General features: G+C 72.4%; 18 protein-coding genes. 6 read left to right on the top strand and 12 right to left on the bottom strand.

Features of this window, described 5'->3' with window-relative positions; translation table 11 throughout:
• Positions 1-265: 265 nt before the first annotated feature.
• On the top strand, positions 266-2,383 hold the full coding sequence (locus MMR14E_RS25970) for a 4Fe-4S binding protein (RefSeq protein ID WP_419539419.1): 2,118 nt from the start codon (positions 266-268) through the stop codon (positions 2,381-2,383).
• A 665-nt stretch (positions 2,384-3,048) separates the two neighbouring features.
• Here MMR14E_RS25970 and MMR14E_RS25965 read toward each other — a convergent pair.
• A complete protein-coding gene (locus tag MMR14E_RS25965) occupies positions 3,049-3,453 on the bottom strand; it encodes a hypothetical protein (protein WP_331318259.1) in 405 nt (134 codons plus the stop codon).
• Between the two features lie 426 nt (positions 3,454-3,879).
• On the opposite strand from MMR14E_RS25965, the gene MMR14E_RS25960 reads away from it, so the two are divergent.
• Complete coding sequence (locus tag MMR14E_RS25960; RefSeq protein ID WP_331318257.1) at positions 3,880-5,010, top strand: serine hydrolase; 1,131 nt, start codon at positions 3,880-3,882, stop codon at positions 5,008-5,010.
• Between the two features lie 153 nt (positions 5,011-5,163).
• On the opposite strand, the gene MMR14E_RS25955 is transcribed toward MMR14E_RS25960, so the two are convergent.
• The 4 genes from MMR14E_RS25955 to rpoN all read right to left on the bottom strand — a co-directional run bounded on the left by MMR14E_RS25955 (position 5,164) and on the right by rpoN (position 11,483).
• Positions 5,164-6,315, bottom strand: coding sequence for a M20 family metallopeptidase (locus tag MMR14E_RS25955; protein ID WP_331318256.1), 1,152 nt, complete (start codon positions 6,313-6,315; stop codon positions 5,164-5,166).
• Positions 6,316-6,483: 168 nt separating this feature from the next.
• Positions 6,484-8,310 carry a glutamine--fructose-6-phosphate transaminase (isomerizing) gene (gene glmS / locus MMR14E_RS25950; RefSeq protein ID WP_331318255.1) on the bottom strand — a complete coding sequence of 609 codons (1,827 nt, stop codon included), beginning with the start codon at positions 8,308-8,310 and terminating at the stop codon, positions 6,484-6,486.
• 146 nt (positions 8,311-8,456) lie between these two features.
• Positions 8,457-9,833 carry a bifunctional UDP-N-acetylglucosamine diphosphorylase/glucosamine-1-phosphate N-acetyltransferase GlmU gene (gene glmU / locus MMR14E_RS25945; protein ID WP_331318254.1) on the bottom strand — a complete coding sequence of 459 codons (1,377 nt, stop codon included), beginning with the start codon at positions 9,831-9,833 and terminating at the stop codon, positions 8,457-8,459.
• A 75-nt stretch (positions 9,834-9,908) separates the two neighbouring features.
• Positions 9,909-11,483, bottom strand: a complete 1,575-nt coding sequence (rpoN, locus tag MMR14E_RS25940; RefSeq protein ID WP_331318253.1) for an RNA polymerase factor sigma-54 — start codon at positions 11,481-11,483, stop codon at positions 9,909-9,911.
• A 424-nt stretch (positions 11,484-11,907) separates the two neighbouring features.
• On the opposite strand from rpoN, the gene MMR14E_RS25935 reads away from it, so the two are divergent.
• Positions 11,908-12,627, top strand: a complete 720-nt coding sequence (locus MMR14E_RS25935; protein ID WP_331318252.1) for a Crp/Fnr family transcriptional regulator — start codon at positions 11,908-11,910, stop codon at positions 12,625-12,627.
• Here the strand turns inward: MMR14E_RS25935 and MMR14E_RS25930 are convergent.
• Positions 12,555-12,896: a DUF6894 family protein gene (locus tag MMR14E_RS25930; protein WP_331318250.1), complete on the bottom strand. Its 342-nt coding sequence runs from the start codon at positions 12,894-12,896 to the stop codon at positions 12,555-12,557. The two genes, MMR14E_RS25935 and MMR14E_RS25930, sit on opposite strands and share 73 nt — an antisense overlap.
• Positions 12,897-13,327: 431 nt before the next feature.
• Here MMR14E_RS25930 and MMR14E_RS25925 point away from each other — a divergent pair, with 431 nt between their 5' ends.
• A complete protein-coding gene (locus tag MMR14E_RS25925) occupies positions 13,328-13,594 on the top strand; it encodes a DUF6894 family protein (protein ID WP_331318249.1) in 267 nt (88 codons plus the stop codon).
• A gap of 9 nt (positions 13,595-13,603) precedes the next feature.
• Here the strand turns inward: MMR14E_RS25925 and MMR14E_RS25920 are convergent, their stop codons facing one another.
• The 4 genes from MMR14E_RS25920 to MMR14E_RS25905 form a co-directional block, all read right to left on the bottom strand.
• Positions 13,604-13,987: a hypothetical protein gene (locus MMR14E_RS25920; RefSeq protein WP_331318248.1), complete on the bottom strand. Its 384-nt coding sequence runs from the start codon at positions 13,985-13,987 to the stop codon at positions 13,604-13,606.
• A 4-nt stretch (positions 13,988-13,991) separates the two neighbouring features.
• Positions 13,992-14,222, bottom strand: a complete 231-nt coding sequence (locus MMR14E_RS25915) for a hypothetical protein (RefSeq protein WP_331318247.1) — start codon at positions 14,220-14,222, stop codon at positions 13,992-13,994.
• 94 nt (positions 14,223-14,316) lie between these two features.
• On the bottom strand, positions 14,317-15,906 hold the full coding sequence (locus MMR14E_RS25910) for a glucan biosynthesis protein (RefSeq protein ID WP_331318246.1): 1,590 nt from the start codon (positions 15,904-15,906) through the stop codon (positions 14,317-14,319).
• Between the two features lie 88 nt (positions 15,907-15,994).
• Complete coding sequence (locus MMR14E_RS25905; RefSeq protein ID WP_331318245.1) at positions 15,995-16,660, bottom strand: SCO family protein; 666 nt, start codon at positions 16,658-16,660, stop codon at positions 15,995-15,997.
• Between the two features lie 297 nt (positions 16,661-16,957).
• On the opposite strand from MMR14E_RS25905, the gene MMR14E_RS25900 reads away from it, so the two are divergent.
• Positions 16,958-17,860 carry an MBL fold metallo-hydrolase gene (locus MMR14E_RS25900; RefSeq protein ID WP_331318244.1) on the top strand — a complete coding sequence of 301 codons (903 nt, stop codon included), beginning with the start codon at positions 16,958-16,960 and terminating at the stop codon, positions 17,858-17,860.
• A gap of 23 nt (positions 17,861-17,883) precedes the next feature.
• On the opposite strand, the gene MMR14E_RS25895 is transcribed toward MMR14E_RS25900, so the two are convergent.
• Positions 17,884-19,491, bottom strand: coding sequence for a putative bifunctional diguanylate cyclase/phosphodiesterase (locus tag MMR14E_RS25895; protein ID WP_331318242.1), 1,608 nt, complete (start codon positions 19,489-19,491; stop codon positions 17,884-17,886).
• A 207-nt stretch (positions 19,492-19,698) separates the two neighbouring features.
• Positions 19,699-20,130, bottom strand: a complete 432-nt coding sequence (locus MMR14E_RS25890) for a helix-turn-helix transcriptional regulator (RefSeq protein ID WP_331318241.1) — start codon at positions 20,128-20,130, stop codon at positions 19,699-19,701.
• Between the two features lie 569 nt (positions 20,131-20,699).
• Here MMR14E_RS25890 and MMR14E_RS25885 point away from each other — a divergent pair.
• Positions 20,700-20,846: a hypothetical protein gene (locus MMR14E_RS25885; protein ID WP_331318239.1), complete on the top strand. Its 147-nt coding sequence runs from the start codon at positions 20,700-20,702 to the stop codon at positions 20,844-20,846.
• The last annotated feature ends 195 nt before the right edge of the window (positions 20,847-21,041 follow it).

Genomic DNA, 21,041 nt, shown 5'->3' with positions numbered 1-21,041 from the left:
CGTGCGGGAGAGGGACAGGGTGAGGGACCTGCGGCATCGGGAGAAGGCTCTCCCGGTCCGCACGTCGACAGCGTCCTCAATCCTGAACGTCTCGATCCCTCACCCCGACCCTCTCCCGCACGGGAGAGGGGGCCCGTCGCGCTCGGCCGCCGGCCTCCGCCGTCGACCCGGTTGCGTGACCGACGCGGCCCGGGGCGGAGGCACGGATAAGGCGCGGTCGCTGCGGAGCGGGGAGTCTCTAAGCCCGCGCGCGCGCCGAGCCGCGGTGAGCCTGGGCGCCGGCACGCTCCTGCGCGCCGTGCTGCTCCTTCTCGTCCTCCTCGTACCGACCCGGCCAGTCCATGCGGGCCAGCTCGACCGCGCCGGGCTCGAACGTCACTTCCCGCCCCCGCTGGTGGTCGGCGAGAAGGACGACAGGCTCCCGGTCTGGCCGATTCTGAAGCAGCAGGCCGGGTCCTACGAGGTCTTCGCCTACGCCTTCGAATCCGTGGACCTCGCGCCGATCCCCGGCTTCGGGGGCACGCCGCCCGACCTGCTGATCGCGCTCGCCCCGGACGGCACCTTCCGGGACGTGACGGTGCTCTCGCACCACGAGCCGGTCTTCCTCGAGGGGCTCGGCCCGGAGCCGCTCCTCGCCTTCGTCGAGCAGTATGCCGGCCTCTCGGCCCGGCAGGCGATCCGGGTCGGGCGGCCGAACGCGCGGGCCGCCGGCGCCGCGCCCCAGACCACCGTCGACGGCATCTCCATGGCCACCGCCTCGACCCGGGTGATCAACCAGTCGATCCTGGCCTCGGCGCTGGCGGTCGCCCGCGTGAAACTCGGCTTCGGGGCGGCCAATGTCGGGCTGAAGGTCGAGGCGAAGCCGGACCGCTACGAGCCGCTCACCCTGGCCGACCTCCTCGCCCGCGGTTGGGTCCGGCGGCTGACGGTGACGAACGCCGACGCCGCGGCGGCCTTCAGAGGCACCGGCGCGGCGGACCCCTACGAGGGACCACCCGACGCCGCGCTGACCGACCTGTACGCCGCCGCCCTGGACCCGCCCTCGATCGGCCGCAACCTGCTGGGGCCGTCGCGCTACGACGCGCTGATGCGCGAGCTCGGCCCCGGCAACCACGCCGTGATGGTGGTCAGCGCCGGGCCCGACGACGCGCCCGAGAACCCGGTCGGCGACCGGTTCGTGCTCGGCGCGGTCCCCGACCGGCTGGCGATCGGCCAGGGGGGGCTGATCGTGAATGCCCGCGACATGGCGGTGGAGCGCCGCGGGGCCGGCCTCGCCGAGGGCCTGCCGCCCGGCTCCTGGACGATCCTTCGGATCGACCAGGCCGCCGGCTTCGACCCGTCCGCCCCCTGGGTGCTCACCGAGACGATCGTCCGCGAGCGCGGTCAGATCCTGTCGGAGAAGATCGCCCGGACCTTCACGGTCGAGACCGCGCTGCCCGCCGACCTGTTCACGCGGGTCCGGCCGGATGACGGGCCGAGCTGGACCGACCCCTGGCGCGCCCGGGCGCCCGAACTCGCCCTGATCGGGCTGATGCTCGCGGTGCTGGTTGCGGTCCTGAGCCGCCAGCGCGGGCTGGTGGCGGACGGGCGCCGCTTCACCCTCTTCCGCCTCGGCTTCCTGGCGCTGACCCTCGGCTTCATCGGCTGGTACGCGCAGGCGCAACTGTCGATCGTGACCCTCGTCGGCCTCGTGCGGGCCGCGACGGTCACCCACGACCTCGCCTTCCTGCTCTACGACCCGCCCTCGCTGGTGCTCTGGGCCTTCGCGCTCGCCGCCCTGGTCGCCTGGGGCCGCGGCACGTTCTGCGGCTGGCTCTGCCCGTTCGGCGCGCTGCAGGAACTCGTGGCACTGATCGCCCGGCCGCTGCGCATCCGCCCGGTCGCGGTGCCGCCGGGCCTCGACCGGGTGCTGCGGTCGCTGAAATACGTCGTTCTCGCCGGCATCCTCGGCGCCGCCGCCGCGGGGTCGCCGCTCGCCGACAGCTTCTCAGAGGTCGAGCCGTTCAAGACCGCCATCACCCTGTACTTCGTCCGGGCGTGGCCGTTCGTCGCCTACGCGGCCGGGCTGCTGGTGCTCAACCTGTTCGTCTACAAGGGCTTCTGCCGCTACCTGTGCCCGCTCGGCGCCGCCCTCGCCCTCCTCGGGCGGGTCCGGGTCCTCGACTGGATCCCGCGCCGGGCGGAGTGCGGCTCGCCCTGCCAGCTCTGCAAGGTCCGCTGCCGCTACGGCGCCATCGCGCCCTCCGGCCGGGTCGACTACGCCGAGTGCTTCCAGTGCATGGAATGCGTGACGATCATCCACGATCCCGGGCAGTGCGTGCCGCAGGTCGTGGCGCGCAAGCGGGGCCGCCGCGCCGCGCCCCGGCCGGTGACCGTCGGATGAGCGCGCCGGTCCGCTTCGCGCCCGCTCGCTTCGCGCCGGGCTGGCCGCGGGGCTGGTCCGACTCGGAGCGCGCGCCTCCGCGTTCTCCTGCTCCAGCGCGCCGGCGCGGGCGAGCTGCGCCTGGGCCGCGCGCTCCGAGTCGGACAGCGCCGCGAAGGAGTGCGCCGTCCTCCGGCAGATCCAGATCAGGATCGCGGCCTCCATCACCACGATGACCGCGTGCAGCGCGACGCGGTCGAGCTCGGTGCTGCGTGCCGGGAAGACCAGTTCGGGCATCGCCACGTCGAGGGCGAGGTGGTGGACGGCCGTGGCCGCGGTCGCCGCCAGGATCACCCGCCAGTCGCACCAGCCGACGAGCACCGCCAGGCAGGCGAAGAAGTACATGTGCATGTCGATCTGCCAGGGGTGGCCGGCGAAGACGATGAGCAGGATCGCCGCCATGCCGATCAGGGCCAGCCCGCTGACGATGCGGGTGCCCGCCCCGATCGGGTCCTTCAACCACAGGATTGTCGCGGTCCCGGCCAGGATCGCCGCGGCGGCGATCGGGGCCAGGGGCGGCAGACCCCCGGCGAGCAGCGCCTCGGTGCCGGCGATGGCGGGCAGGTGGGCCCAGAGGATCGGGATGAGGCAGCGGCCGAAGCTTTGCCGGATCGCGTCGAGGTGGTTCATGGGGCGGGCCTTCCGAGGCCCGGACCGGGCCGAGACGTGAGGTCGGCGCTCCCCGAGGAGCGGCCGCAGTATCGGGCGAGGCGCCCGTCGAGGACGAGGCGGGCGCCCGCACCGTAGAGGCGCCGGGCGAATCCGCCGCCGTCGGCGCGGGCGACGACGATGGACGGCCGGCCGCCGAGGCTGAGGATCGTGCCGCCCGCCGCGGCGACGATCCGGGCGAGGTCGGGCGTGCCAGATCCGGGCGATCCGACCACGACGACGGACTCGGATTGTGGGACGACCAGCAGAGCGATGGGCACGACGAGGACGATCATTCCGCCGAGCAGGCATTGCGCCGCCCGAATCAAGACCGGGGGCACGTCCCGCCGCTGCCCGCGTCCGACATCGATACTTCCTGCCATGTCTCTCGCAGCGCCGAACTCGGACTTGCAAATCCCATACGCCCGAATCACTTGACGGAAAGTTTCGAGGCATCTTCGTGCATTTGGACTGGTCGGCATGCCGCACCGTCTGGTGGCGCGTGTCAGATCTTTGTTCAGTGAAACGCTTGCGTTATTGTGTTGATATATCCGTGAGATCGCTAATAAATCCGGGTTTAGTACCGATGATTGGCGCCGGATAGCGGTGGGTTTGTCCGGGATCTGCGGTCGCGCTGGTCCCTGCCGGATCCTCGGCTTCCGACATCTTCGGCGGAGACGGCGAGCGCCCCGGCGACGCGGCGATGGTCTCAAACCCTGCCGGTCTGGGATCACCGCCCTACCTGCCCGGTTCCCCCGGCCCGGCCCCTGCATGGGCCGCGATGGCGGGAGGCCGTCAGGAGAACGCGCGTGACCGAAGCGACCGGGGCGTACTGGCCGACGGATGTCTGGGCGGAGCAGGACCCGGGCGCGGCGGGGCTCAAGGCCGGCCGGCTCGCGGATGCGGTGGCCTTCGCGGAGGCGCACGAGAGCGCGTGGCCGCCCAGCCTGTACTATCCCGACGGGCGCTACGTCGGGATCGTCGAGTGGAACGAGACGGGGCCCTGGAGCGCCATCGACGGGCCGGTGCGCCCGCGCGGCGGCCCGGCGGGCGTGATCCTGAAGGGCGGCCGGCGCGTCGCCGCCTGGGGCGACACGGCCCGCCCCGACATGACCTTCTCGATCGCCAAGAGCTATCTCGCGGTGCTGGCCGGCCTCGCCCACGACGACGGCCTGATCCCCGACGTCGACGCGCCCGTGCGGGACAGCGTCCCCGACCCGCTCCTCGACGGGCCGCACAACGGCGCGATCACGTGGCGCCACCTCCTGCAGCAATCGAGCGAGTGGCAGGGGACCCTGTTCGGCAAGTCCGATCAGGTCGATCATTTCCGGCAGATCGGCCCCGGCGCCGACAACAGTCGCAAGGGCGAGGCGCGGGCGCTGCGGCGCCCCGGCACCTACTACGAGTACAACGACGTGCGGGTGAACCTGCTCTCGTACTGCCTGATGCGCCGCTTCGGCCGGGGCCTCCCGGAGGTGCTCCGCGAGCGGATCATGGATCCGATCGGCGCCTCCCGGGACTGGGCGTGGTACGGCTACGACACGGCCTGGGTCGCGGTCGACGGCGGGCGGGTCCAGTCGGTCCCCGGCGGCGGCCACTGGGGCGGCGGCCTGTTCATCGGGGCCGACGACCATGCCCGCTTCGGCCTCCTCATGGCCCGCGGCGGCGCCTGGAACGGGCGGCAGCTCCTCTCGGAGCGCTGGATCCGCGCCATGCTGACGCCGTCCCCGACGCTCGACAGCTACGGCTACCTGTGGTGGCTGAACCGCGGCGCGGCCGCCAGGCCGCAGCTGCCGGCCTCGGCCTTCAGCGCCCTGGGGGCGGGCAACAACGTGATCTGGTGCGACCCCGAGCACGACCTCGTCGCGGTCCTGCGCTGGATCGACAAGACGGCCCTCGACGGCTTCCTGCTGCGCCTCGCGGCGGCCCTGCGCCCTTAGACGGGCCGGGCCCCGGACGTGATCGACGCAGCTCCCGAGCATCGGCCGCCGCCCGCGGCTCGGATAGACAGGTTAGTCCGGCGCCGTAGCGCCCGCCCGGGGACGGCGACCGCTACGGCGCGGCCGGGCGGGCGATGGTCGGCCTCTGAGACGTCAGAGCGCCGCGATGGTCTCGGCCATCGCGCGCGCCCGCGGCACGAGGCTCCCCACCTCCAGGTACTCCTCGGGCGAGTGGGCCTTGCCGCCCACCGGACCCACGGCGCAGAGCGTGGGGCAGCCGACGCTGGCGGTGAACCCCGAATCGGCGCAGCCGCCCGCGAACTCGCCGGTGACGGGGTTGCCGCCCCCCGCGCTCACCCTTGCGTAGGTCTCGAACAGCGCCCGCGAGGCCTCGTCCTGCACGAGCGGCAGGAACTCGCCCTTGATGGTGAGATGCGCGGTGGTGTCGGGGACCGTCGATCCCGCCACGATCGCGGCGATCCGGCCCATGGCGGTCTCGCGGTCGGGCGGGGTGACGTAGCGCAGGTCGATCTCGCAGGTCACCCGGGGCGCCACGGTGTTCACCGACTGGCCGCCGGAGATCAGGCCGACATTCACCGTGGTGCCGCGGTCGAGGTCGGTGAGCGCGTGGAGCGCGACCGTCTTGTGGGCGAGCTCCAGGATGGCGCTGCGCCCGTCGGCGTAGTTGCCGCCGGAATGCGCCGCCCTGCCGAGCACCTCGAGGTGCATGAACACGCCGCCCTTGCGACCGGTGACGACGTTGCCGGTCGGCCGCCCCGGCTCGGAATTCAGCACCGCGCGGGCGCCCCGGGCGGTCTCCTCGATGATCGGCCGGCAGGCCGGCGAGCCGATCTCCTCGTCGCTGGTGAACAGGCCGACGAGCGGGACCGGCGCGCCGCCGGCCCGGTGGTAGGCGGCCAGCACGAAGGCGTTCATCACGAGGCCCGCCTTCATGTCGGCGACGCCGGGCCCGTAGGCGCGGCCGTCGGCGACCCGGAACGGCCGCCGCGCCGGCTCCCCCTTCGGGAAGACGGTGTCGCGGTGGCCCATGAGCACGACCGGACGGTTGCCGCCGCCGGATCCGGCCACGCTCGCCTTCAGCGCGTCGCCGTAGCCGTCCACCGGGATCGTCGTGACCGGGATGCCGTGGCCGGCGAGGAACTCGGCGATCCGGGTGCCGACCGCGTCGACGCCCGGCTTGTCGTAGGAGCCGGAATCGATGTTCACGAGCTCCTCGAGGAGCGCCAGCATCGCGCCCTCCTGCCCGTCGAGCCAGCGGAGGACGTCGGTGTCATGGGCGGTCATGGGGGCCTCGTACCGGGATGAACGGGATTGCGGGGACCGTATTGGCGAGCGGAGCGAAGCAACCCAGGGTCGCGCGATCTCCGTGAACGTGGCGCCGAATGGATCGCTGCGCGCCGCTCGCGAGGGCGCCGCCGCTTCCGGACCGGACGGGGGTGCGATCGGCGGCGCCTATTCCACGGTCACCGACTTGGCCAGATTCCGCGGCTGGTCCACGTCTTTCCCCATGAACACCGCCGTGTGGTAGGCGAGCAGCTGGATCGGCACCGCGTACACGATCGGCGCCACCGTCGGGTCGAGCGCCGGCATGGTGAAGGTCGCGAGCGTGTCGAGCCCGTGCTCGGCCGCGCCCTTGGCGTCGCCGATCAGCACGATGCGCCCGCCGCGGGCGGCCACCTCCTGCATGTTCGAGACGGTCTTCTCGAACACCGCGTCGTGCGGCGCGATCACGATCACCGGCACGCTCTCGTCGATCAGCGCGATCGGCCCGTGCTTCAGCTCGCCCGCCGCGTAGCCCTCGGCGTGGATGTAGCTGATCTCCTTGAGCTTCAGCGCGCCCTCCAGCGCCATCGGGTAGCTGGTGCCGCGGCCGAGATAGAGCACGTCCCGCGCCTTCGCGACCTCCCGGGCCAGGCCCTCGATCGCGGCCTCGTGGGTGAGCGCCTCGGCCATCAGGCCCGGCGCCTTGATCAGGCCGTCGATCAGCCGCCGCTCGCCCGCCGCGTCGAGGGTGCCGCGGGCCCGGCCCGCCGCGATGGCGAGGCACAGCAGCACGGTGAGCTGGCACGAGAACGCCTTGGTGGAGGCGACGCCGATCTCCGGCCCGGCCAGCGTCGGCATCACCACGGAGGATTCCCGCGCGATCGTCGAGGTCGGCACGTTGACCACGCTCAGCGTGTGCTGGCCCTTCGACGTCGCGTAGCGCAGGGAGGCCAGCGTGTCGGCGGTCTCGCCCGATTGCGAGATCACCAGCGTCAGCCCGTCCTTCTCGAGTGGCGCCTCGCGGTAGCGGGCCTCGGAGGCGACGTCGATCTCCACCGGCAGGCGCGCCACCTGCTCGAACCAGTACCGGGCCACGAGGCCCGCGTAGTAGGCCGTGCCGCAGGCGGTGATGTAGACGCGGCTGAGCTTGGCGAAATCGAAGGGCAGCGCCTCGGGCAGCGCCACCCGCCCGTTCGCCATGTCGACGTAGTGGGCGAGCGTGCGGCCCACCACCTCGGGCTGCTCGTGGATCTCCTTGGCCATGAAGTGGCGGTACTCGCCCTTGTCGATCCGGTAGGCCTGCGTGGCGATCTTCTGCCGGGCGCGCTCGACCGTGGCGCCCGCCGCGTCGCGGATCTCGGCGCCGCCCCGGGTCAGGATCGCCCAGTCGCCCTCGTCGAGATACGTGATGGCGTCGGTGAACGGCGCCAGCGCCAGGGCGTCGGAGCCCAGGTAGGTCTCGCCCTCGCCGAAGCCGATCGCCAGCGGCGCGCCGTGGCGGGCCCCGATCAGCAGGTTCTCCTCGCCGGAGAACAGGAAGCCCAGCGCGAAGGCGCCGCGGAGCCGCGGCAGGGCTGCGGCCACGGCCTCCACCGGTCCCATCTGCCGGTCCATGTTGCGGCTGACGAGCTGGGCGACGACCTCGGTGTCGGTCTCGGTCTCGAAGACGACGCCGTCGGCCTCCAGCTCCTGCTTGAGCTCGCGGAAATTCTCGATGATGCCGTTGTGCACGACGGCGAGGCGCTTGGTGGCGTGCGGGTGGGCGTTGGTCTCGTTGGGCCGGCCGTGGGTCGCCCAGCGGGTGTGGCCGATGCCGATCGTGCCGGTGAGCGGCTCCTGGGCGAGCCTGGCCTCCAGGTTGACCAGCTTGCCGGAGGCCCGCCGCCGCGCCAGCCGGCCGTGCTCCAGGGTGGCGATGCCGGCGGAATCGTAGCCGCGGTACTCGAGCCGCCGCAGGGCCTCGATCACCTGCCCCGCCACCGCGTCGCGCCCGACGATGCCGACGATGCCGCACATAGGAGTGTCTCTCGCTGTCGTGCCCGGAGGGCCGCGCGCAGGTCGTGCGCAAGGTCCGGGCCGCCCCGCGCCGTGCGGGGCCGAGCGGGACTTCTACCGGATCGGGACGGCGCAGGGCCAGCCCCGCTCGCGCGGCGTGCCCGGCCTCACGCCTTCCCGCGCCGCGCCTTCTCGGCCTGAAGCGCCGCGCGCTTCTCGCTGGCCCAGCCCGGCTTCATCGCCTGCCGGCCCCGGGCCACGGCCATGGCGTCCGCCGGCACGTCGTCGGTGATCACCGAGCCCGAGGCGACGTAGGCGCCCTCCCCCACCGAGACGGGGGCGACCAGGGCCGAGTTCGAGCCGATGAACGCGCCCGCACCGATCGTGGTCCGGTGCTTGAGCACGCCGTCGTAATTGCAAGTGATCGTGCCGGCCCCGATATTGGCCTTGGCGCCGACTTCCGCGTCGCCGAGATAGGTGAGGTGCGCGGCCTTGGCGCCGGCCCCCATCCGGGCGTTCTTCAGCTCGACGAAATTGCCGAGTTCCGCACCCGCCTCCAGCACGGCGTGGCCGCGCAGCCGCACGAACGGTCCGATCTTCACGCCCCGCCCCAGGCTGGTCTCGGTGAGATGCGCGAAGGCCCGCACGGTGCAGCCCTCCGCGACCCGCACGCCGGGACCGAACACCACGTTGGGCTCCACGATCACGTCGCGACCGAGCACCGTGTCGTGGCTGAGGAACACCGTCTCGGGGGCGATCAGAGTCGCGCCGCCCAGCATGGCGCTTCGGCGCAGCTGCGCCTGGATCGCGGCCTCCGCGACGCTGAGCTGCACCCGGTCGTTCACGCCCTGCGCCTCGGCCTCGTCCACGGGCACGACCGTGACGGGCAGCCCATCGGCGACCGCGAGAGCCACCGCGTCGGGCAGGTAGTACTCGCCGGCGGCGTTGTCGTTGCCGATGCGGTTGAGCAGCGCCAGGGCGTGCCGTCCGGCGAGCGCCATCAGCCCGGCATTGCACAGGGTCACGGCCCGCTCGGCGGCGCTCGCGTCCTTCTCCTCGCGGATGGCGAGCACGCGCTCGCCCTCGGTCAGCACCCGTCCGTAGCCGGTCGGCGTCGCCGTCTCGAAGGCCAGCACGGCCACCGCGGCGCCGTCGGCCAGGGGCGCGCGGAGGCGCAGGAAGGTGTCGGCCGAGACGAGCGGCGTGTCGCCGAAGGCGATCACCACGTCGTCGTCGGGGTCGGCCAGGATCTCCCGGGCGGCGAGGACGGCGTGGGCGGTGCCGAGGCGCTCGGCCTGCGGGAAGACCCGGGCGCCGGGGGCCGCCCGCGCGATCTCGGCGGCGACGTCGTCGCGGCCGGGCTCGGCCACCACGGCGATCCGGCCCGCGCCCGCCGCCTGCACGGCGGCCAGGACGTGGCCGAGCATGCTGCGGCCGGCGATCCGGTGCAGCACCTTCGGCAGGTCCGAGCGCATCCGCGTGCCCTTCCCGGCCGCGAGCACGATGGCGGTGAGGCTGCGCGAGGGCGTTCCGGTCGGGGTCATCGCAGGTCCAGGCGTCGATCGAGGGCCACGACGGATGGGCCGGACGGGCGCTTGGCGCAACCCCGTCCGGGCCGATCAGCGCAGCGCCAGGGCGACGTGCTGGCCCGAGCCGTGGGCGAAGCGCTCCCGGCGGCGCTCGATCGAGCTCGGAATCCGCAGGGATTCCCGGTACTTCGCCACGGTGCGCCGGGCGATGTCGACGCCCTCCCCGCGCAGCTTCTGCACCAGGGCGTCGTCGGACAGCACGTCGTCCGGCGTCTCGCCGTCGACGAGCTGCTTGATGCGGTGGCGCACCGCCTCGGAGGAATGGGCGGCGGCGCCGGCCGCCCCGGGGATCGCCGCGGTGAAGAAGTACTTCATCTCCAGGGTCCCGCGGCTCGTGCCGATGGCCTTGTTGGAGGTGACCCGCGAGACGGTCGATTCGTGCATGCCGATCGCCTCGGCCACGGTCTTGAGGTTCAGCGGCCGGAGGTGGGTGACGCCGTTGACGAAGAACCCGTCCTGCTGGCGGACGATCTCGGTGGCGACCTTCAGGATCGTGCGGGCGCGCTGCTCCAGCGAGCGGGTCAGCCAGTTGGCGTTCTGCAGCGCCTCCGACAGGAAGGCCTTGTCGCCGTCCGCGGCGGCGTTGCGCGAGACGCGGGCGTAGTAGCTCTGGTTCACCAGGACCCGGGGCAGCGCCTCGCTGTTCAGCTCGACCAGCCAGGAGCCGTCCGGCGCGGCGCGCACGAACACGTCCGGAACCAGGACCTCGACAGCGCTCGACCCGAAGGCCCGGCCGGGCTTCGGATCCAGGCGCCGGATCTCGCCCAGCATGTCGACGAGGTCCTCGTCGTCGACGCCGCAGAGCCGGCGCAGGGCCGCGAAGTCGCGCTTGGCCACGAGGTCGAGCCGCGAGACCAGCGCCTGCATGGCCGGATCGTACCGGTCGCGCTCGCGGAGCTGGATCGCGAGGCACTCGGCGAGGTCGCGGGCCGCGATCCCGGGCGGGTCGAAGGTCTGGACCAGCGCCAGCATCCGGCCGACGAGGGCCGGGTCGGCGCCGAGCCGCTCGGCCACGCCCTCCACCGTCTCGCGCAGGTAGCCGGCCTCGTCGACGGCGTCGATCAGGAAGCCGCCGATCAGCCGCTCGGCCGGATCCCGGGTCGCGAGGTCGAGCTGGCCCGCGAGGTGCTCGCGCAGCGAGGTCTCGGCCGTGAGGGTCGCCTCGAAATCGGGCGCCTCGGAGTCGAAGCTCCCGCCGGTGCTGCCGTAGGGCGGCGGCGTCAGCGAGAGCATGTCGCCCCCGCCCGCCTCGCGCGCCTGGACGGGGATCTCGTCGGGGAAGACGTTGTCGAGGCGCGTGTCGAAGTCGCTCTCGATCTCGCCGCGGCTCGGGTTGAGGTCGGCCGAGAGCCACGATTCGGGCTCCGGCCCCTCGAAGCCGTCCGACCCCGCCTCCTCGCCGTGGCCGCTCGATTCGGCCGCCTCGCCCGCGCCCGGCAGGTCCGGCTCGGCGCGCTCCAGCAGCGGGTTGCGCTCCAGCTCGGCCTCGACGTAGGCCGCGAGATCCAGTTGCGACAGCTGCAGAAGTTTGATCGCTTGCAGGAGCTGCGGCGTCATCACCAGGGCCTGGCCCTGACGCACTTCCAGCCGTTGCACCAAACTCATGCGAGGCCCCGATGCCCTTCCGGCGCGGTTCGCCAGCCGGAGCCACGCTGCTCACGGCATGGTTCTTGCTTGTTCCGTAGCGCTCTCTGTAGCCCGATCCGGCCCGCGCGTCAAAGCGCGCCCGCGCACGCAGGTGTTGGCAAGTGCGCGGCGCTGCCGAGCCCGTGGCGCACAGGCCACATCCGGATCGTCCACCCCGCAGTCTGAAGGCAGATCTTAAAGAAAGGTTTGCGCATTCGTCCGCGCCCGCTCGCCAGGACATCCGAAAATCGCCGGCATTCCTTTGTCTGGTTCCAGACCCTTCGCCAGCTAGCTGCAATATCCGCTCGCTATTGCGTGTTGATCCGAGCATGGCTCGGGGCGCGCCGCGGTTCCCGCACCAGACCCGCGGCGCGGATGTCGATTTCCGCGTACGCGTTTGCCGATGCCGCATCAGAACCGCCTCCTGGCTGCCCTATCCGAGGCGGATGGCGCGCTGCTCGGACCTCATCTCGAGGCGATCGATCTTCCCCTCGGCAAGGTGCTCGTCGAGCCGGCCGCCACGATCCCGCACGCGGTCTTCATCGACACCGGCCTGTGCTCCGTGGTGTCGACTCTCGCCCAGGGCGGCCGCATCGAGGTCGGGCTGTTCGGTCGCGACGGCATGGCCGCACCGGCGCTGCTGCTCGGAACCGACACGATTCCCTACCAGATCTTCATGCAGGTCGCCGGTCGGGGGCGCCGCATCTCCGTGCCGGCCCTGCGCGATGCCCTGAAATCCAGCCCGTCGCTGCGCAACCTGCTGCTGCGCTACGTCCAGACGTTCCTGGTCCAGGTCGCACAGACCGCGATCGCCAACGCGGGCGCGCCCGCCGAGGAGCGGCTCGCGCGGTGGCTCCTCATGTACCACGACCGGCAGGACGGCGACGACCTGGCCGTGACGCACGAGTTCCTGTCGATCATGCTCGGTGTGCGCCGGCCGACCGTGACGGTCGCGATCCACACCCTGGAGGGCGCCGGCCTGATCCGGGCCCGGCGCGGGCGGATCCGGGTCCTGAGCCGCGCGCGCCTGGAGCAGGCGGCCGGTCAGACCTACGGCCCGGCCGAGGCCGAGTACGAGCGCCTGATCGGCCCGCTGCGCCGCCCTCGGAGCGCGCTGGCGTAGGGCACCTCGGCCACGACGGTGCCGGCCTCGTCGGTGATCACGAAGGTGTCGGCGCGCCAGTCGCGCGGCGCGCCGTAGACGTGCGGCAGGCGCCGCATCTCGCGCAGGATGTCGTGGGCGAGATGCTCGGCCGCGGTGCGGTCGGGCAGTTCGTCGCCTTCCCGATCGGCGATCAGCGCGCCGCGGCGCCGGACGTTGAGGAAGAAGCGGGGCAGGTCACATCCCCTTCGAGGTTCGGCGGGCGCAGGGCCCCTCCGCCGGAGACGCATCGCCGGCGCCCACCGGGAACGGCGTCGCGGTCCCGTGCGGGTTGTCGGATCGGCGTGAACCACGCCGCGCGGGAGCCGCGCGGGACGCGGCCTCCGAGTGTCCGCCGGGAAAGGCAGGGCGCACGAGGTCCGGACGCGGCGTCCCGGCCGCCGACGCGTACGGGTTCGACGGTGCGGGCCATATCGTACTTTCGGGCAGGGTGCCGCTGGCCCGCACGGCGCCGGCCGCGCCCGCGACCGATGTCCGCGCGCATCCGTGTCGAACCGGCGCGGCCGGATCACGGGCCGGGTGACCGCGTTCTCCGTGCGGCCGCCGCGACACGGGGACCCGGCGGCCGGTCGCGCGAGGCGGAGTCGGTGTCCACACACAGGTTAACGACAGCGCTCAGGTCGCGGCGCACGCTCATCGTCTGGCCGTGAGGTTCTGCGCCGTGCGCTACTTCACCGACTTCACCGACGAAAGCGGTCTGTCCGTCGACGAAGAGGGTCTCTTCTTCGCCGACCGCCACGAGGCGTGCCTGTCGGCGACCGAGGCCCTGATCGAGGCCGTGCACGACCGGCTCCGCGTCCGGGCGGCTCGGCCGGCCCCCGGCGATGCCGGCGTGGTGCTCGAGACGCGGGTCCGCGACGCCACCGGCAGCACGGTCTTCCGTGCCCGCCTCACCCTCGACCTGGATTGGCGAGGCTCCGGCGGCTGAGCGCGGGCCCTACCAGCCGCAATTCGGGATCGGCGGCTGCGCCTTGGCCATCGCCGACTTCTCGATCGGCACCATCGCGCCCCAGGCGTATTTCTGGGCGTGGGGCGTGACGTTGCCGAAGAGGCAGCCGAGCTGGAAGTGGGTCGCGCCCATCTCGCCGGCGAAGCCCATGCAGTCCAGGAAGGTCCAGGTCTTGGGCACCGGTGTCATGGACCGCCAGCGCGGCATCGCCACGGGCGAGCACACCTTGACCGCCCCGGTGCCGTCATCCGCGTTGAGCGCGTCGCCGGGGCTCTGCGCCGCGCCGGGCCGCAGGGCCGGGCCGAGCAGGAGGGCCGCCGCGAGAGTTGCCGCGCGGGCTGTTCGGCGGGGGATCAGGGCGTGTCGGCTCATCGGGTCAGCGCATCGTCCACCACAGGGCCGCGAGGATCGCGAAGCCGATGACGTTGTAGAGGATCGCCCAGATCCAGACACCCAGGACGGCGCGGCTCGGTTGCCGCGGTCGCGACCGGCCGGGCCGGAGGCGATTCCGATCCTCCGGCGTCGGCCAGATCGCCGCCCGGGGCGCCTTGAGGAGCCGCGTCAGCACTTCCGGGAGGTGCGGGCCGTGCGGTGTCTCGCCGGTCATGGCGGTCTCCGATGCGACGAGGGGCTGGTCCGAGGCGGAACCGCGCGGAGCCGGAGGGATTTCGGGCGACCGGCCGTCCGGCGACGCCCGCCGCTCACAGCACCGTGCCGGGAGCCTCCGGATAGTACTGGTAGGCCCAGGTCTCCGAGAGCAGCCTTTCCCCGGATCTCAGCTGCAGCCGCATCTCCACAGGATCCGGCCCCTCGGCGTAGACCTTGAGAAAGACCCGCCAGGGGCTCGGCTTGCCGTAGGGCGCCCAGGTGGCGCCGACCTCCTCGACGCTGCCGCGCGACAGGGTGAGCGCGACCGTGGCCCTCTCGGGATCGAGCCCCGCCAGGGCCGCGCCCTCGAATTCCAGCACGAACTGCCGCACGAGGTTGGCCCGGCCCGGGCGCCTGTCGGCCTCCGCGAGCCACGCGGCCTTGGTGGCCCGGGTCGCGACGCACCGAGCGAGGTCGGTGGCGACCGGCTCCTCGACGGTCCAGCGCAGCCGGTAGGCGAAGCTGCGGTCCGACCCGGCCCGCGGCGCGTCGTCCGGCACCCACAGGGCGACGATGTTGTCGTCGGTCTCCTGATGGGTCGGGATCTCCACGAGCTGGACGCTGCCGCGGCCCCAGTCGCCCTCCGGCTCGACCCAGATGTCGGGCCGGTTCTCCTCGAAGCCGTCGTCGATGTAGTTCTCGTAGGCGCGGTCGCGCTGGAGCAGGCCGAAGCCCTTCGGCGACCGGTCCGCGAAGGCGCTGACGCTGAGGCGTGGCGGGTTGTTGAGCGGCCGCCAGATCAGCTCGCCGGCCCCGGTCTGCATCAGCAGGCCGTCGGAATCGTGCACCTCGGGCCGCCAGTCGCTCGCGAGGAAGCGGCTCATGCCCTCCGAGTACCAGAGCATCGAGGTCAGGGGCGCCATGCCGAACCGCTCCACCGCCGCGCGCATATAGAGCGTGCAGGCGACGTCGATGACGACGTGCGGCTCCTTCCGGGCGACGAACCGATAGGCGCCGGTGAGGCTCCGGCCCTCCAGGAGCGCCAGCACGGTCACGGCGCCGTCCGAGGTCGGGCTCACGTAGAACCGGGTGAAGACCGGGAATTCCTCGGTCTTGCCGGGGCCCGGCGCCGTGTCGATCGCGATGCCCCGGGCCGAGGCGCCGTACTGGGCGCCGTCCCCGGCAGCGCGGAAATACGACGCGCCCAGGAAGGCCAGCCAGTCGCCGTCGTCGCCCGGCTGGCCCGCGGGCGCCTTCTGGAACCGGAATCCCGCGAAGCCCGCCCCGTCCGGGACGTCCTTGGCCGGGTTGCCGGGCGGGTATGTGAACAGGTCGTGGCTGTAGAGCACCTCGCGGGCCTGCCCGCCCTCCAGGGCGTAGACCCGCACGGGATGGCGGAAGAAATTGCCCAGGTGGAAGAAGGTCACCGGGTACGGGCTGTCGGCGAACAGGGCGTGGCCCGGCGGGTAGCGGATCTCCTGGAGCGGCCCGTAGGTCAGGGCATCGAGGGCCGCCGAGGCGGGAGCCTCCGGCGGGGGCGCGTAGGGCCGGTCCCGCAGCGCCCGGGCGAGATCCTTCAGCCGGTCGAGATCCATGGGCTCGGGCGACGCCAGGCGCGGCCCGCCGCCGGCGGCCCGGGCGAGGCCGGGATACGGCGCGAGGGCGAGGAGCCCGATGGCGGTGAGGACGCGGCGCGTGATCAAGCAGGAACCCCCGGTTTCGGCCGGGCCTCGCGACCCGCGCCGCCCTCTAGCCACGCCGGCGCTGCGGCGCAATTTCCCGGGCCGCGGCTCAGCTCCGCGGACCGCAGCTGCCGGTGCTGCCGTCGGTCGTCCAGAGATTGGCGCCGCCCCCCGGCGGGCACTGCCCCGGCAGCGCCAGGGTGATCAGCTTCGCGAAGGTGGTGGCCTCGTCCTCGCCGTAGCCGATCTCGCCGACCATCCGGCCGGTCCTGTCGAACAGCGCCACGGTGGCGGAGTGCTCCATCGTGTAGTCGCCGTCCTTGGTCGGCACGCGCTTGTACGCGACGTGGTAGGCGTCGGCCATGCGGGCGACCTGCTGCGGCGTGCCGACGAAGCCGCGGATCCGCGGATCGAACGAGGCCAGGTATTCCCGCAGGGTGTCGGGCGTGTCGCGCTCCGGGTCGAGGGTGACGAAGACGACGTTGAGGCGGTCCGCGTCGCGGCCCATCCGACCGAGGGCGGCCGCCAGGGTCGCGAGCGTCGTCGGGCAGACATCCGGGCAGTGGGTGAAGCCGAAGAACAGGACCGAAGGCTTGCCGCGGAGATCGGCCTCCGTCACCGGGCGGCCGTCGAGATCCGCCATCGTGAACGGCCCGCCGACCTTCCGGGGATGGCTGAACCGCGAGCCCTGCTGGAGGACGATCGCCCCGGTGCCGGTGGCGACCACGGCGATGAGGGCGGCGGAGGCGATGAGGGCGAGCGGGCTCGGTGCCATGCTGTGACCTGCGACGGCGCGTCGAAGCGGACGGTAGCGATGCGGCCAATATGGGGTCCGTGTCGACCGGCGTGAGGCCGCGGCGCGCCGGTCGGGGCCTAGAAGTAAGCCGGGATCAGCGCCGGGTTCGGCTTCAGGAACACGCCCGGCAAAGGCCGGTTGGCCACGATACGGGCGCTCGCGCAGTGCGGCGCCGGGACACGAGCGGCCGCGTCGGGATCGGTCGATCCCGTCGGGCTCCGGCCGGGCCGCGCGCCCGACCGCTCCTTCCGCAACCCAGTACGGGAGCCGCAGCCGATGGCCCAGCAGATCCCCGTCGACCCGCAGGCCCGGGCCGACGATCCCCGCCGCGACGCCGAGCGGGACGACGCCACCCACGCCATCGCCGACGACGTCGCCTACCAGCGCCACGTCCTGGTCAACGTCGTGTTCGTGGGCGCGCCCGGCGCGGGCGACCGGGGCTGGGTCCTGATCGACGCCGGCGTGATGGGCGCCAAGCGCGGGATCCAGGCCGCCGCCGGGGCCCGCTTCGGCGCAGGGGCCCGGCCGGCCGCGATCGTCCTGACCCACGGCCATTTCGACCATGTCGGCGTTCTCGAGGACCTCGCGGAGGAATGGGACGCCCCGGTCTACGCGCATGCCCTGGAGCGACCCTACCTCGACGGCAGCGCCGCCTACCCCACGCCGGATCCGAGCGTCGGCGGCGGGCTCCTGGGCCGCCTCTCGCGGCTGTTCCCCACCCGCCCCGTCGACGTCTCCGGGCGGCTGCGCGTCCTGCCGGAGGACGGCTCGGTGCCGCCACTGCCCGGCTGGCGCTGGATCCACACGCCGGGCCACGCGCCCGGCCACGTCGCGCTCTGGCGCGCGGCCGACAGCACGCTGATCGCGGGCGACGCCTTCATCACCACGGCCCAGGAATCCGCCTACGCGGTCGCGACGCAGGCGCCGGAGCTGCACGGACCGCCGATGTACCTGACGATCGACTGGCCGGCGGCGCGCGCGTCCGTGCGGGCGCTCGCCGCGCTCGCCCCGGAGCGGGTCATCACCGGACACGGCCGGCCGCTCCAGGGACCCGAGATGCGCCGCGCCCTCGACGCCCTGGCGGGAAATTTCGACCGGGTCGCGGTCCCGGAGACGGGCCGGTTCGTGGAGCACCCGCTCGGTGCCGCCGACGGCTCCGCCTACCGGGCGCCGCGCTGACCGGCGCGGCCGCGCCCGACGCGTCACGAGGCCCGCGCGAGATCCTGGACCGGTGCCGGGACACGCGCGGCGGCGAGCACGCCGTCCATCTCGGCCTTGGGCATGGCGTGGCCGAACAGGTAGCCCTGGCCGAAATGGCAGCCCTGGTCGGAGAGCCAGTCGAGGCTGGCATCGGTCTCGATTCCCTCGGCGGTGGTGGAGAGGCCGAGGCTCGCCCCGAGCTTGATGATGGCGTCGACCAGCTTCGCCCGCTCATCGCTCATCGTGATGGCGTCGACGTAGCTGCGGTCGATCTTAAGCTTGTCGAACTTCAGTTCGCGCAGGTGGTACAGGCTGGAATAGCCGGTTCCAAAATCGTCCAGCGCGATGCGCACGCCGAGTTCGCGCAGCGACAGCAGGGTCGTCTGGGTCGCTTCCAGGTCCTGAATCAGGGCGCTCTCGGTGATCTCGACCTCCAGGCGCTGCGGCGGGAACCCGGTCTCGGTCAGGATCCCCAGGATCCGCTGTGCGAGCCACGCGTCCTGGAACTGCTGCGGCGCGATATTCACCGCGAGGATCAGGTGGGGCGGCCAGGCCCGGGCATCCAGGCAGGCGCGGCGGATCAGCGTATAGCTGAGATCCGCGATCATCCCGGTCTCCTCGGCCACCGGGATGAACTCGCTCGGGCCCACCAGCCCGCGCGTCGGGTGGCGCCAGCGTGCCAGGACCTCGACGCCGACGATCTCCTTCTCGGGGAGCGACACCACCGGCTGGTAGAAGGGCTCGATCGCGCCCGTCTCGATGGCGCCGCGGAGTTCCGTCTCCATGCGGGCGCGGGCGCGCAGCTCCGCGTCCATGGCGCTGCGGAAGAACCGGAAGTTGCCGCGCCCGTCCTTCTTGCCCTGGTACATGGCGAGGTCGGCCGCGTGCACGATCGCGTCCGCATCCCCGTGCTCGGCCGACACCGCGGCGACACCGACCGTCGCGCCGACCTTGAGGTCGGTCTGGTTCCACGTCACCGGCTCGGCGATGCGGGCGATGACCGCCTGGGCGAGGCGCGTCAGCGCCTCGCTCTCGTAGCGGAGCGGGACCAGCATGGCGAACTCGTCGCCGCCCAGACGGGCCGCCAAGCCACCCGCCGGCACGAGCTGCTGGAGGCGCTCGGCCACGGCGCACAGGACCGCGTTCCCGGCCGCGTGGCCGTAGAGATCGTTGACCGGCTTGAACCGGTCGAGATCGATGAGGAGCACCGCCGCGTCCGCGGCGCCCGGCGCGTGCGCCCGCTCCACGGCGTCGATGAAGCGGCGGCGGTTGGCCAGGCCGGTCAGGCCGTCGTGCCGGGCGATCGCTTCGGCCTGCGCGGCGGCGGCGGCGCGCTCGAGCATGAGCCGCCGGAGGATGATCGACTTGCGGATGCTGGCGCCCCACTGCGCCACGCCCATGCAGGCGGCGAGCAGCAGGAGATCCGTGAGATTGTAGGTGGCGACGAAGGAGTTGAGGGACGCGAAGGTCCCGAGCGTGACGCCGACGAACCAGATGCCGACGCCGATCACGAGCAGGCACAGGGTCTCGTACAGCTCGCCGCGGCCCCAAGCTTTCGACGTCTCGATCGGCATGGTCAGGACCCGGTTTCCAACGTCAGCGCGAAACATGCGGTCCGCTCACGCGCTGTAAAACAGCTCCCGGACGCGGCAGCCTGTCTACATCTTTACCGGTCTTTGTCTTGGTTTAATTTGGATTAAGGCGCGCCCCAACGCTGCCGCCCGCGGATCGACAGCGTCCGCCCGGCCCGGAAGGGGTGGAACGTGCGCAGGCCGCGACGTCGATACCTTCCGCATCCCGGCACCGGACCTGCGCCCTCACGCCTCGTCGACGGCGTCCGGACGCCCGGCGGCCGTGCGGCTCTCCTGGAGGGCGGCGGCCGCCTTGACGATCGACAGGATCCCGCCGCGGGTCGTCTCGTCGGTGATGCTGGTGAAGGCCAGCACGAGTTCCATGACCTTCGGATCCTCGAACAGGGCCGCCGGTCCGACACGCCCGCCGCCGCTGTCCCGCGGGTCGGCGAAGAACGTGTCCACCGGCACCTTCAGCAGGTCGGCGATGGCCTGGAGTCGCCCGGCGCCGATGCGGTTGCGCCCCTTCTCGTACTTCTGGACCTGCTGGAAGCTGACGCCGATGGCCTGACCGAGGTCGGTCTGGCTCAGGCCCTGGGCAACGCGCAGCGCCGCGATGCGGCCGCCGATCGAGCGATCGGTCTCGGTGGCGGATTTGGGCTTCGGAGAGGACGACATCGGACGGAGACCTTCGGCACGCTGGATCAAGGCGACTTACTCAGAGTCGCGGCAAAAAACACAACCAAAAACTGCTTAGTGCACCAACAGGTTGCGCAAGTCCTAGTTGCATCCCGCGCATGGCTTGGCTGTCGGTTGTATGCGCAGTCTCATAAAGATCGCAATCGTCAACTGTGTCCGTGCCGGGGCGCACAAATAATTGTGACCCGGCGCCGGTCTTCGGCACTGATCGCGATCATGCAACGGCTGTACCGCGCGCTGCACCGGAGAAGGGACGCGGCGATGTAAAGTACCGAGCAGGCCGATGGTCCTCGCGGGCGCGCGTGGATGCGTGGAGCCGCGCCCGTTATGGTCGGATCGCGCCCGCTACCTCGCGTCAAGACATCGCCGACGCGCTCCGCCAGTCGGAATGTCGCGGTCGGCGGGGCATGGCCCCCTGTTCCGGCCACGATTCTGCATCTATGGTGCATCGCAACACTTTATGTTCCAATCAGGAAAATCTATGAAATGATGTATTCACCGGCCAAGCCCGACGGTAGGGTCGGTCCCTCAACACAGCGCCCGCGTCGATGACCGATCTTCTCACCACCCTCCAGGAGCCAGCGGACTCCGCCGGGCAGGCCGAGCCGGTGACCGAGACGTCGGCCCTGCGCGCGCACATCGCGCGGATCCTGCGCAGGCTACCGTCCCCGAAGGCGACAGGCGCGGCGCGCTGAGCAACTGCCCAGCGTCGCGCTGTCGCCGGCCCGGTGCATCGCGACGGGCGCCCTGCGCCTGAGCGCGGCCCACGCTCTCCGACGACACGGCGGCGCGGCCCGAGTCCCGCCATTGCGGACCTCCGACGCTCGGATTTGGCCGCGCCGGCGGTCCGCGGGGCCGCGCGTGTCAGGGAAGCGGAACCCGGTCGCTGG

Source organism: Methylobacterium mesophilicum (genome assembly GCF_036441335.1).
GTDB lineage: Bacteria > Pseudomonadota > Alphaproteobacteria > Rhizobiales > Beijerinckiaceae > Methylobacterium > Methylobacterium mesophilicum_B.
Note: the sequence above shows the minus strand (reverse complement) of the source record. Positions and strands in the feature narration are given on the sequence as shown.

What these genes read in the sequence shown, in the direction of transcription:
- MMR14E_RS25965 (WP_331318259.1), bottom strand. Translation starts at nt 3,453, where the DNA reads ATGGCAGGAAGTATCGATGTCGGACGCGGGCAGCGGCGGGACGTGCCC.
- MMR14E_RS25955 (WP_331318256.1), bottom strand. Translation starts at nt 6,315, where the DNA reads ATGACCGCCCATGACACCGACGTCCTCCGCTGGCTCGACGGGCAGGAG.
- glmS (WP_331318255.1), bottom strand. Translation starts at nt 8,310, where the DNA reads ATGTGCGGCATCGTCGGCATCGTCGGGCGCGACGCGGTGGCGGGGCAG.
- glmU (WP_331318254.1), bottom strand. Translation starts at nt 9,833, where the DNA reads ATGACCCCGACCGGAACGCCCTCGCGCAGCCTCACCGCCATCGTGCTC.
- rpoN (WP_331318253.1), bottom strand. Translation starts at nt 11,483, where the DNA reads ATGAGTTTGGTGCAACGGCTGGAAGTGCGTCAGGGCCAGGCCCTGGTG.
- MMR14E_RS25935 (WP_331318252.1), top strand. Translation starts at nt 11,908, where the DNA reads ATGCCGCATCAGAACCGCCTCCTGGCTGCCCTATCCGAGGCGGATGGC.
- MMR14E_RS25930 (WP_331318250.1), bottom strand. Translation starts at nt 12,896, where the DNA reads ATGCGTCTCCGGCGGAGGGGCCCTGCGCCCGCCGAACCTCGAAGGGGA.
- MMR14E_RS25920 (WP_331318248.1), bottom strand. Translation starts at nt 13,987, where the DNA reads ATGAGCCGACACGCCCTGATCCCCCGCCGAACAGCCCGCGCGGCAACT.
- MMR14E_RS25915 (WP_331318247.1), bottom strand. Translation starts at nt 14,222, where the DNA reads ATGACCGGCGAGACACCGCACGGCCCGCACCTCCCGGAAGTGCTGACG.
- MMR14E_RS25905 (WP_331318245.1), bottom strand. Translation starts at nt 16,660, where the DNA reads ATGGCACCGAGCCCGCTCGCCCTCATCGCCTCCGCCGCCCTCATCGCC.
- MMR14E_RS25900 (WP_331318244.1), top strand. Translation starts at nt 16,958, where the DNA reads ATGGCCCAGCAGATCCCCGTCGACCCGCAGGCCCGGGCCGACGATCCC.
- MMR14E_RS25895 (WP_331318242.1), bottom strand. Translation starts at nt 19,491, where the DNA reads ATGTTTCGCGCTGACGTTGGAAACCGGGTCCTGACCATGCCGATCGAG.
- MMR14E_RS25890 (WP_331318241.1), bottom strand. Translation starts at nt 20,130, where the DNA reads ATGTCGTCCTCTCCGAAGCCCAAATCCGCCACCGAGACCGATCGCTCG.
- MMR14E_RS25885 (WP_331318239.1), top strand. Translation starts at nt 20,700, where the DNA reads ATGACCGATCTTCTCACCACCCTCCAGGAGCCAGCGGACTCCGCCGGG.